Here is a 12,311-nt window from a genome sequence, read left to right as displayed (position 1 = left end):
TCCTCAACTGCGTTGCTCAAAGCGTTACATGCCCCGGCATGCGCCCCTTCGAGTGCCTTGCTGAGAAAGCAGGCACCCTCGCCTAATTGGACAAACTATTATTGCCCCGCCCCTTAGGCTCCTCCCCGAATGGGATAAACTATTATTGCCTTGCCCCTAAATGCGTGGTTGTTGCTGCCATAGCCACTTGATTACGACCATTGTGTTTAGCGTGGTATAGGGCTTCGTCAGCGCGTTGAAAGATTTTGGTAAAGCTTTCGTCGGGTTCGAGCACCGCGCCGCCAATGCTGATGGTTAGGGGGATAACGATCTCTCCAAAGGTGAACGTTGTGGCTTCGGTCGCTTTGCACAATGCCTCACCGAGGGTTTGCGTATTACTAGCGCTGTACCCTTTTAATACGACAATGAACTCTTCTCCGCCCCAGCGCCCCAGCTTGCCTTCTTTGGCCAATAGAGTATTCGCTATGCTGCTAAAGTCTTTCAGTATTTTATCGCCGGCTTCGTGGCCATAAGTATCGTTTACGCGCTTGAAAAAATCTAAGTCGATGACCAGCACAGAGTAGGCGAGTTGTTTATCACTCCATTTCTCGACGGTTTGGTTGATGGCCAGACGATTGGGCAATTCGGTGAGTGTATCAATAATGGATAGCCGGCGATAAACCGAACTGGTAGCAACAATAGCTAAGTATTTTTTAACCGCGAGAATGATGCTGTATAAAATAATCACATAGAGAATATAGGCCCACCAGCTGCGTGTGAGCGGCGGACTAATGTTAAAAAATACGGCGCTAGATGCCTGCCCCCAAATGCTATCAGCACTTTTTGCGCGTACTTCAAAAATATAATGCCCGTCGGGTAAGTTGGTGAAGTAGGCTTGATGGGTATTTTCCAGCGGCCGCCAAGTGTCGTCAAAGCCAACTAAACGGTATGAAAACTGATTCAGCTGTGGGTGATAATAATTGCTTAAAGCAAAGTCGAAACCGATAGTGTTTTGATCAAACGTGAGTTTTAGCGGCTGGTCTTTTGCGTTTTGGTAGGCTCGTAAATGGGGTTGCGATTTATTAAAATTGATAGAGATAGCGGTAATAATGGGGCGTTGGCTGATACGAAAAATTTTCAGCAGCTGAGGATTGAATAACGCTAAACCATCTTTACCGCCTAAGGCTAAGGTTCCGTCGCTTAAGGCAGCGCTAGAATTGCGATAGTAGATATTGCTTGCCAGGCCATCATACTTTTTAAACACGCGCTCGACGGTGTCGGTGCCGGCATTGATTACGGCAATGCCATTGGGGGTCGCAACCCAGATATTGTGGTCTTTATCTTCGATAATGGTGTTGACAGTAATCGCGGGTAAGCCTTGCGCTAAACCAATGTGGCGGTATTGCTGGCTTATCGGGTTAAAAATACTGATGCCATTACTGCGCGACCCTACCCATAATTCACCGTTGCTGTGTGCTAACAGGGCTAAAAATTGTGCGCCTTTTAGGCTGTTTTCGTTGTCGGTTTTGTGTGTGTAGACCTCAAAATCATCGGTACTTTCCCGGTAGCGCGCTAGGCCTTTAAAGGTCGCAAACCAGACATTACCGCTCGCGTCTGTTTCTATGTCGCGGACCATTTCCCAAGGAAAGCCTCCGCTTCTAAAGGGCGCTGGTGGGTAATGGGTAACTTTACCGGTTGGGAGATGAATTTTTTCGACCCCGTTGTTGTGGGTGCCGAGCCAAAGATTGTCTTTTTTGTCGCGCTCTAAAGCCCAAATGTGGTCGCTGTGAATGGGGTTATCAGCGGTGTTGGTGTTATGGCTTTCCCAGTGGTCTTGTGCGATATCGTAATGCAGTAAACCACCGGCCCAAGTGCCAACCCAAATATCGTTATCCTGACCTTCTTCCAGGCTTAAGGCTGCCGTAACGGTTAGCTCGGGGGTGTTGGCGGGGGTGAAGTTGCGCAAGGGCTTGCCAGACTTTGATAGCTGACTTAGTCCGCCTTCGGTGCCGACCCAAATATCATTTTCTCGTTCGAGAATGGATAATATTGAATTATCGGCAAGGCCCGCTTGCAAGGCACTTTCTTTAAATAATCGTTGGCCGCGCTCCAGCCCGCGGTAATGAAAGTTTAAAATCCCGGAAAATGTCCCCACCCAAAAATTCCCTTTTTTATCGGTGTAAGTCGCACGGGGTTTATTGTTGTGAATAGAGCCTTCGATGGCCGGGTCGTAAGGGTAGTGCTTGGTTTCGAGGGTTCGGCTATTGAGGTACCACAGGCCATTAAAGTCCGTTGCAATCCAAATATCCTCCGTGCTGTTGCCGCTAACGGCGACCACACTCAGACCGATTTTTTGTTGAATATCGCCAGGCAATTTACTGAATTGCTCGGTTTCGATGTTCTGTTGATACAGGCCGCCCTCCATGGAGCCAATCCACAGCGTATTGTGTTGTGGGAAAAGGCTAAAGGCATCCATGTAGGGCAGTTTTTCGGGGTTGTCGGGGTCTTCGGTATCGTGGTGGTAAATAGTGACTTGGTGCGATTGTAAGTTTATTTTCGCGAGCCCGTGCGTTGATCCTAGCCATAAATTCGCACCTTGCTGGGCCATGGATTCCACATGAAAATGGGTATCTAGATTCTGTATGAATGGCGGACTTACACGCTCTTGTGTAGTGAGGTTCAATACCGCAAGGCCACTAGTGGTGCCAATAATGAGCTGGTTATTTAAGCGCTCGAGAGAAGACACGTCATTGCCTGGCAAAAAGCCGTTTTGCCTATTGAACTGGGTGAATTGATCGCTGCGGATGTCGAAACGGCTAAGGCCGTTAGCTGTGGCTACCCATAAAATGTGGTCATTTTCAAACAGCAAATCTCTAACGAAGTTGCCGGCAATACTATTACTATCGCCGACGGTCGAGCGATAAAGGGTGGCGCGTTGGCCGGTAAAACGGGCTAGCCCATTTTCGCCGCCGGCCCAGATAAAACCGTGACTGTCTTCAGCGATCACTTGAATACCACTGATGTTACTTTGGTCGCGCGAGAAGTCGGCAATATCAAAGCGCACAAATTCTGACGGGCTAATGGCCCACGCTAGCGACGTGCCGATAAGGGTTGTGCTTAAAACCCCTATTTTGAGCACAGTAGCTAATTGAGCGAAGAGCGCGTGAAGCATGCTTAGGCCGCCTTTACAACACGATTGCGGCCATTGGCTTTGGCATCGTACAGGGCTTGGTCGGCGCGGTGGAACAGGTCATTAAAACTCTCACTTTCTTGGCAAGTGGCACAGCCAAAACTGACTGTCATTTGAATAAGTTGCTGATGGAAGACAAAGGATTGCATAGCCATTGTTTTTTGAATGCGTTCGGCAATGGCATGTATAACTTCCATCTCGTGGGTTTGGCAGATAATCAAAAATTCTTCGCCGCCCCAACGTCCGAGTAAATCGCAATCGCGGATCTCGGCGGCAGCAATCCGGGAGAACTCTTTTAATAATAGATCACCGGCCTCGTGTCCGTAGGTATCGTTAATGAGTTTAAAGTGATCGAGATCGGCCACGATGACACCGAAAGGTAAATTTTGGCGCTGCCATAGCTCAACCCGATTATTTAAGGCAATGCGGTTGGGCAGTTTTGTGAGTGCATCTTGTTGCGATAGCTGTTCGTAAACGGCGCTGCGTGCGCGTACGGCCATATAGTTGCGGTAGGCGGCAAAGCCTGCGTAGGCAAAGCAGGCATATAGGATATAGGCCCACCATTGCCGCCAGGGGGGCGAGTTAATCATGAACGAAAGCTGCGTGACTTGCTCACCCCAATCACCATTGGCGCTTTTACCCTTGACCTCAAAGATATAACTGCCCGGATCGAGATTGGTGTAGTTAGCGGCGTTGTGGCGCATGGTGGTTTGCCACTGTTCGTCTAGGCCTTTTAAGCGGTATTGATATTCGTTAAGTTGCGGTAAATAGAATTGATTAATGCTGAAATCGAAGCTAATGGCATTTTGGTCGAAAGGAAGGGCTTCGGTTAGGGCGCGTTCATTTTGCCAGTGGGCTTTATCGTAGTTTTTACCGTGGTTAATGCGAATGCCAGAAATGACAGGCCTACTGGATAGGCGCGTTTGCCCTAATAGCTTCGGGTAAAAAATACTTAAGCCTTCTGTGCTGCCGATCCAAATACGGCCTTTATCATCCAAAAAACTGGCGTTGCGATTGTGGTTAGAGCCGGCCAAACCATGCACTTGTTTATAGGTTTTTATGTGCCGGTCGTTAACCGAGATGGTGGCTAACCCTGCGGGTGTGCCAGCCCATACGTTGCCGTCTTTATCTTCTTGTAGGGTGCCTACGCTGGTGCTGGGTAACCCTTGGGCAACGCCTATATGCTCAAAGTTTTGGCTTTTGGGGTTGTAAATACTGAGCCCGGCATTGCGATACCCTATCCAGAGTTCGCCATTGGAGTGATGCAGCAACGAAATGACTTGGTTGCTCGCGGGGTTGGCAGCATTGGCGGGGTCGTTAGGGTCGTGGTTGAAGACTTCGAAATTATTCGATTTAGCATCATAAAGGGATAAGCCGTGCAGGCTCGCGACCCAGAGTCTGCCTTGGCTATCGATACTCAGGTCGCGAACAAATTCACCCACAATACCGGATTGCCCGCGATTGCCTGAGCGATGTAAGGAAGCAGCGTTAAAGGTGTAATGGGTAACGTCGCCACTGGCTAGCTCTAATTTATAAATGCCCTGTTTTTGTGTGCCGACCCAAAGGTTACCGGCATTGTCATTTTCGAGCGCCCAAATATAGGGGCTGGGAATACGCTTATCGGGATCGGGATGGTCGATTAAGTTATACCACTGGCCGCTGGCGGGATTGAAGCGCTGTAAACCGCCGCCCCAGGTACCAATCCATATATTGCCCTTTAAATCGTTTTCTAATGCTAAGGCGGGGTTGGCGAGTAAGCCGCTATTTTCGCTAGTGAAACTGTCTTGGCTACCGCTTTGGGCATTGATGAGGTTAAGGCCACCTTCGGTACCCACCCAGTGACGCTGTTTACCGGCGGGTAAAATACTGAGTACAGAGGGGTGGTTTAGGCCTTGGTGAAAGCGATTACTTTTTTTGTAGCGGATAAAAATTTCCTGTTCGCGGTTGTAATAATCGAGAATACCCGAGAAGTTACCGACCCATAAATTCTGTGCGTTGTCCTCGAAGGTAACACGCGCTTTATTGGAACTGAGTGATTCAAACACGCTAGGGTCGTGAATGTAGCCATCGATTTTTCCGGTAATACCATCGATGCGCCGCAAGCCGGATCTGTCAGTGCCCACCCAGATAAAACCCCGCGAGTCACCGTAAACGCCCCAAATATCCTTGGTGGCAAACGGAATGTCAGCGGTCTTTGAATCTGAATATTGGGTGAAGCGCTCGGGGGAGCGGTCATAGCGGATCAAGCCGCCGCCAAGGGATGCAAGCCAGTAAGTATTACCGTCGTAGGTAAAAATACCGCGAATATCCGAGTGGGGGATACTCTTCGGATCATTGGGGTTGTGAGTGTGATAGTGGATGGCGTTGCTAGTGAGGTTAATCTCGATTAGGCCCAAATGACTGGTGCCCAACCAGAGCGTATCCTGAAAAATATACACATAACGAATATTGAGGAGCTCGGGTAATTGTGAGGTAAAAGGCAAGGTTTTAGTCTGGAGGGTGTTTTTGTCGAGTATGCCCAGGCCTTCTGATGTTGCTAGGAATAAGGTGTCTTGATTCAGCGCAATAGAGAGTACATCGTTGCCGGGGAGCCGGTTAGATGAAGCGTCGACATTATCAAATATGCCGGTGTGTAGGTTCAGCCTGCTAATCCCCCCCACGGTGGCAATCCATAAGTAATCGCTGCCATCAGGAATAAGGTCTTGTACGTAGTTAGCCTTGATGCTGTTTTTTTTATCGGCGCGGTAAAGCGAAACCTTATGGCCGTCATAGCGAAGCAGGCCATTTTCACCGCCGGCCCACATGAAACCGCGATTGTCTTGGGTAATCGCCGTTATGGAGCCGATATTGGTTTGATCGTCGGTGTAATCACTAAAGTTTATTCGTTGAAACTCAGCATAGGGCGCCAGTTGCATAGCCGTGGCCGAGCCTGCCATCCCTAGTAATACCAGTATTAGGAATAGCGTTATCGAGATACGGTAACGTGTTACCAAGACGAGCTGCATTATGGGGGCGTGAATACGACGTTCACAACAAAGCGTGAATGACCGTCGGCGGTGCGTTTAAAGAAAATCTCACCGCCGTGAGCTTCCACGGCGCCTTTGACAATGCTGAGGCCTAAGCCCGTTTGTTTTTCACCGTTGGTGGCCTTAGCGGATAATTTGCAAAAGGGCTGAAACAAATTATCGCTATCGCTATCACTCAGGCCTGGGCCCGAATCGATCACCTGCAGGCGAAAGTGCGTATCGCTGAAGTCGGTTTTAATCCAAATGCAGCTATCAGGGGGCGAAAACTTGATGGCGTTACTGACTAAGTTATCAATCACTTGAGAGAACTTGATGATATCGATGGGGGTTTCAATTTCGTCATCAAAGTGTGTTTTGAGTGTAATGTTTTTGTTATCTGCGTGAAAATTGAGGACGTTCAGGCGGTGTTGGACCAACTCATTAAAGCGACACGGTACCCGGTTGAGCTCTTGGTGCCCACTTTCAATGACGCTTATGTCCAGTAAGTTTTCGAGCAGGGCGAGCATATCGCTGCAGTTGCTGTTAATTATTCTGGCAACTTGAAAGCGGCGCTTGTCACTAATGGTTTTTTTGGCTAAAAAATTGGCAGAAGCTTTGATGGCGCCAATCGGGTTGCGAAGATCGTGTGCCGCCATGCCCAGAAAACGGTTTTTAATTTGATTGAGTGAGTGCAGCCGTTGGTAAGTATCTAGCCTATCGGCGCTGTGATTGATACGGCAGAGAAGTTCTTCGTTGGAAAAGGGCTTGTGTAAAAAGTCGACGGCACCGGCTTTTAAAAAGGGGGTAGAAAGCCCAGTGTCAGACATGCCAATAATTTCTAGCGCGTCGTACGAATAATGCTCGGTGAGTTCGCCGGTTAAAGTAATGCCGTTGCCGCCTTCCATAAAATGATCAACGATAACGATACGGATTGAGCTGTGTTCCCGAAGTTGTTGGTTGGCCTCTTCAACGTTCTGCGCTAAGTAGACATGAAAATTTTGCAGCAGCAGGGTGCGTTCAATGTGCTGGCGGACGGTATGCATATCGTCCACCACTAAAACACCAATTTTTCGATTTGCGTGAAAGCGACCTACCGCCCAGAGTACATAACGCAGGCTGTTGTGAGTGGCTTTATGCACGTAATCGGCAATACCCATCTTCCAAAGGTGCTCGGACGACATATCGTTAGAGCCGGTAAAGACGAGGGTAGGAATGCCGGAATCCACCATAAAAAAAGCGGCTTCACCGTGTACCGCGTCGGGCAGGTGAAGGTCGACAATAGCAATAAAATAACTTGTGGGGTTTGTGATGACTAACTTACGTGCATCGGCCAGCGTGCTTGCCACATCAACATCAAAGCCATGTTCCGCCACGATGCTATCGTGGAGCATCGTGGAGAAGGTCACGGAGTCTTCAATGATGAGAACTTTGTTAGCTGGGTACATGTCTGGCTCGAGCTAGATCTAGTTACTTAAACCTTAGCTCAAACAGCATATTTTGCGCGCTAAAAAGAGGCGCTATTTCTGAGGGGGTGATAAGACGGCTGGCTGATATGGCCAGTGCCAGCCGTCGTTTTGTGCTAAAAAAAGTAAGACGCGTCGAGGGTGAGGTGATCGGTTTTGTGCACGGCCATTATGGGGTCTTCGGCGGTAGTGACTATCTTCAGTGATCACTTGAAGACCATTGATGTTGGGGCCGAGGAAAAAATACTTTATCCAATAAAACTTGCCTCCTACTCCCTCAACAGCGTTGCTCAAAGCGCTACATGCCTCGGTAACTTACCCTACTGACCATATCCATATAGGCCCCTGCATGCGCCCTCGTCTAATTGGGTAAACTCTATATTACTTCGCCCCTTAGGCCGCCTTTACAACACGATTGCGGCCTTTGGCTTTGGCATCGTAAAGGGCTTGGTCGGCGCGGTGGAATAGGTCATTAAAATTCTCACTTTCTTGACGAGTGGCACAGCCAAAACTGACGGTCATTTGAATAAGTTGTTGATGGAAGGCAAAGGATTGCATGGCCATTGTTTTTTGAATGCGTTCGGCAACGGCATAAATAACTTCTATCTCGTGGGTTTGGCAGATAATCAAAAATTCTTCTCCCCCCCAACGTCCGAGTAAATCGCAATCACGGATCTCGGCGGCAGCAATACGGGAGAACTCTTTTAATAATAGATCACCGGCCTCGTGTCCGTAGGTATCGTTAATCTGCTTAAAGTGGTCGAGATCGGCCACGATCACGCTGAACGGTAAGCTTTGGCGTTGCCATTGTTCGATACGCTTATGAAGTGCAACCCGGTTGGGCAGCTGCGTGAGTTGATCTTGCTGGGAAAGCTGCTCGTAAATGGCACTGCGCGAACGTATGGACATATAGTTTCGATAGCCCGCAAAGCCGGCAGAGGCAAAGCAAAGATACAACAGATAGGCCCACCACTGTCGCCACGGTGGAGGGTTAATCGTGAACGAAAGCTGCGTAACTTGCTCGCTCCAAGCGGCGTTGGCACTTTTGCCTTTTACCTCAAAGGTATAATTGCCGGGGTCGAGGTTGGTGTAATTCGCAAAGTTATGGCGAATGGTGTTTTGCCATTTTTCATCTAAGCCCTTTAACCGGTAGCGGTATTCGTTGAGCTGTGGCAAATAGAATTGGTTAAGACTAAATTCGAAACTGATAGCATTTTGATCATAATTTAAGGCTTCGGAGTACTCACTTTTCCAGTGTTTACTGTCGTAGCTTTTACCGTGATTGATACGAATGCCGGAGATTACCGTTCCGTTAGAGAGCTGGGTTTTTTCCAGTGAGCTTGGATGAAAAATACTGAGCCCGCCTTTGCTTCCCATCCAAACACGACCTGAGTCATCGAGAAAGCTACCGTTTCGGTTGTGATTCGCGCCGGCTAAACCGTGGACTCGTGTGTAGGTTTTAAGGTTTTGGAGGTCGCTGCTAATTTTGACCAAACTGCTTGGTGAGCCAATCCAGACATTGCCGTTGTCATCTTCCAATAAGCTGGCAACGTTGGTACTCGGAAGGCCCTGAGGAATACCGAAATGTTCAAAGGTTTGGGTGTCAGTATGGTAAATACTTAGGCCTGCATCACGAAAGCCAATCCATAGGTCGCCATTAGTGTGGCCTAAAAGGGAGATCACTTGGTTGCTGGCAAGGCTTTGTGGGTTTTTGGGGTCGTGCGTGAAAAGGTCAAACTTGTCTAGCTCTGGGTTGTAGCGAGATAATCCATGTGTGCTAGAAACCCATAAATTACCGTGGATATCTAAGGTAATATCGCGCACATGCTCGCCTATGATACCGCGCTGGGTGATTTTATCTTCGGTTCTAATAATGTTGAAAGGGTAGTGGGTGACATGACCGTCGCGTAGGCGCATTTTGTAGACGCCCTTTTTTTGCGAGCCAACCCAGAGGTGGCCTTTGTTGTCATTTTCAAGAGCCCAAATATGGGCACTGGGAATACGTTGGTTGTCGTCTGGATGTGTAAGCAGGTTAAGCCACTGTTGTGTTACTGGATTGTAGCGCTGTAATCCACCGCCCCAAGTACCGATCCATAAGTGTCCGCTTTGATCAGACTCCAAGGCTAAAACAGCGTCGGAGAGCATTCCGCTGTTTTCTTTAGTTAAGCTAAGTTTGCTACCCGCTTTGGGGTCAATTAAGTTGAGGCCGCCCTCGGTACCGACCCAGTAGTTGGGCGTATTGGTGGGTAAAATACTCAGCACCGAGGGATGATTAAGCCCTTTGTGAAAGCGGTTACTTTTCTTGTAGCGAATAACGGCCTCTTGCTCTCTGTTGTAGTAGTCCATGCTACCTGAAAAGTGACCGGCCCAAATATTGTTTGCATTGTCTTCAAAGGTCACACGTGCTTTGTTTGAGGCCAGAGAGTCAGCAATACTGGGGTCGCTAATGTAGCCATCCACTTCTAGGGTTTTGGTATCAATACGCCATAATCCAGAGCTGTCTGTACCAATCCAAATATAGCCGTGTGAATCTCCATGCACTCCCCAGACAGCGTTGGTAACAAACTCTATATCGGCTTCAGGTGAGGAGGAATACTGTGTGAATTTTTGTTGATCGTAGTCGAACCGAATAAGGCCGCCCCCTAGCGAAGCTAGCCAGTAGGTTTTACCGTCGTAGGTGAATATGCCGTGAACATCGGAATGGGGTAAGGCATTTGGGTTGTCTGGATTGGCAGGGTCGTGGGTGTAGTAGTGAATGGTATTGGCGGTTAAGTCAATTTCGATGAGGCCTTTGTGGCCGGTACCTAGCCATAATGTATCCTGGAAGACGAAGACATACCGAACTTGCAGTAGTTTGGGCAACTGGTGCATAAAGGGCAAGATTTTCGGCTGCATTGTGTGTCTATTAATAACCCCAAGCCCTTCGGTGGTTGCCGTAAAAATAAGGTCTTTATAAAGTGCAATGGACAACACATCATCGCCGGGGATTTTCCCCGACTTTTGGTTAGCGACGTCAAATAGGCCCGTTTCGAAATTGAGGCGGTTTATGCCTTGAACGGTTGCAACCCAGAGGTAATCGTCGCCATCAGGGATAATATCTTGAACGTAATTGGCGCTGAGGCTGTTACTATTTTTGGTGCGATAAGTCACTACGCTGTGGCCATCATAGCGAATGAGGCCGTTTTCGCCGCCTACCCACATAAAGCCGCGATTGTCTTGGGTGATCGCGCTAATAGAACCTACGTTGGCTTGGTCGTCAGTGTAATCTGCAAAATTGATAGGGTGAAAATCGTCGTAGGGGGCTAACTGCAGTGTAGAGGCAGAAGCCGAAACAGCTCCCCCTAACCCGATCAGTAATGTAAAGCGGCAGAGCGCCGCGAAGATAAATTGCATCATGAGGGTGAAAAGACCACATCGACAACAAAGCGAGAGTGCCCATGTGCAGTACGTTTGAAGGATGTCTCGCCGCCGTGCGCCTCAACAACACTTTTGGCAATGCTTAAATCCAAGCCTATTTGCTTTTCTCCTTTTTTGGATTTAGCGGATAATTTACAAAAGGGCTGAAATAAATTATCGCTATCACTCCGGCCTAGGCCCGAATCGATCACTTGGAAGAAGTTAATGATATGGATGGGGTTTGTGATGACTAACTTACGCGCATCGGCCAGCGTGCTTGTGATACCGACATTAAAACCGTGTTCCCCCACGATACTATTGTGGAGCATCGTGGGGAAGGTCACGGAGTCTTCAGTGGTGAGAGCTTTGTTAGCTGGGTACATTACTGGCTCGAGCTGGGTCTAGATATCTAAACCTTAGCTCAAATAGCATATTTTGTGCGTTAAATGGCCATTGCCAGCCATCGTTTTGTGCTAAAAAAAGTAAGACGCGTCGAGGGTGAGGTGATCGGTTTTGCGCACGGCCATTATGGGGTCTTCGGCGGTAGTGCTCTCGTAGAAGCGGCCGTCTAAGGTAATCACCCAGCTGTCGCCAAAGCGTCGGCTGGCTTCAATAAAGCCAATTCGACTGCTGCTGTAATCTAGGTCTTGTACCAGCCCGACCAATAAGCTGCTGTTTTGAATGTCGTTTAAGGTCAACCTGGCGCCAACGAAGAGATCATTTTGCAAGGGGTCGAGCGCTGCCTTGCCTAAGCTATTGTGGTGGTATTCCGCTAGCAAACCTACGTCGGCGGCGCTATCGCCAAAGCCGACGATAGTATATTCAAAGCCTGCGGTCACAGCACTGAAGTCTTGGGTAAACGGGGTTAACTCCGCCGGCAGGCCTTGCTCGCGGGTACTTTGGTGTATGGCTTCAAGTTTCCATAACCAAGCATCTAGCGTGGCTTGTACTTCTATACCGGTCTGTTGAATTTGGCTGTAATACGGCAAAAAAACGGCTTCGCCTTGGCGGCTGATACTGGGGACTAGCAAGGGCTCGCGATCGGTGCCGGCAAAGTGCGACACACCCACATCCCAAATATCGAAGGTATGGCTATAGCGTAGCGCCCAGTCGAGGTGCTCTTGCTCGGTGGATGATTGATATTGGGCATTGTCAATATCGACGGGTAATGGCAAGCCAATGTAGCCGTCTTCACCGTCGAAGGTTCGCTCGCGAAAATACGGCAGAACAAAGGCGTTGAGGGTGCCCCAATCGTGAATCCGTGTGAGCTGTAACAGT

General features: G+C 48.8%; 5 protein-coding genes and 1 pseudogene. All 6 read right to left on the bottom strand.

Translation table 11 applies throughout. The features are described 5' to 3' along the window. Window positions 1-142: 142 nt before the first annotated feature. The gene (locus AC3A8L_RS14565; protein ID WP_487962997.1) at window positions 143-3,151 is read right to left on the bottom strand and encodes a ligand-binding sensor domain-containing protein; all 3,009 of its coding nucleotides are present in this window, start codon (window positions 3,149-3,151) and stop codon (window positions 143-145) included. A 2-nt stretch (window positions 3,152-3,153) separates the two neighbouring features. Next, on the bottom strand, window positions 3,154-6,174 hold the full coding sequence (locus AC3A8L_RS14560) for a ligand-binding sensor domain-containing protein (RefSeq protein WP_487962996.1): 3,021 nt from the start codon (window positions 6,172-6,174) through the stop codon (window positions 3,154-3,156). Beyond that, window positions 6,174-7,619, bottom strand: coding sequence for a hybrid sensor histidine kinase/response regulator (locus tag AC3A8L_RS14555; protein WP_487962995.1), 1,446 nt, complete (start codon window positions 7,617-7,619; stop codon window positions 6,174-6,176). The genes AC3A8L_RS14560 and AC3A8L_RS14555 overlap by 1 nt, the downstream gene beginning before the upstream one ends. A 411-nt stretch (window positions 7,620-8,030) precedes the next feature. Beyond that, window positions 8,031-11,033 carry a diguanylate cyclase gene (locus tag AC3A8L_RS14550; RefSeq protein ID WP_487962994.1) on the bottom strand — a complete coding sequence of 1,001 codons (3,003 nt, stop codon included), beginning with the start codon at window positions 11,031-11,033 and terminating at the stop codon, window positions 8,031-8,033. Continuing rightward, window positions 11,030-11,416, bottom strand: a complete 387-nt coding sequence (locus tag AC3A8L_RS14545; protein ID WP_487962993.1) for an ATP-binding protein — start codon at window positions 11,414-11,416, stop codon at window positions 11,030-11,032. The genes AC3A8L_RS14550 and AC3A8L_RS14545 overlap by 4 nt, the downstream gene beginning before the upstream one ends. Window positions 11,417-11,506: 90 nt before the next feature. Continuing rightward, a pseudogene (locus tag AC3A8L_RS14540) lies at window positions 11,507-12,311 on the bottom strand (hypothetical protein); the annotation flags it as partial.

This window comes from Marinagarivorans sp. (assembly GCF_982758155.1).
Note: the sequence above shows the minus strand (reverse complement) of the source record. Positions and strands in the feature narration are given on the sequence as shown.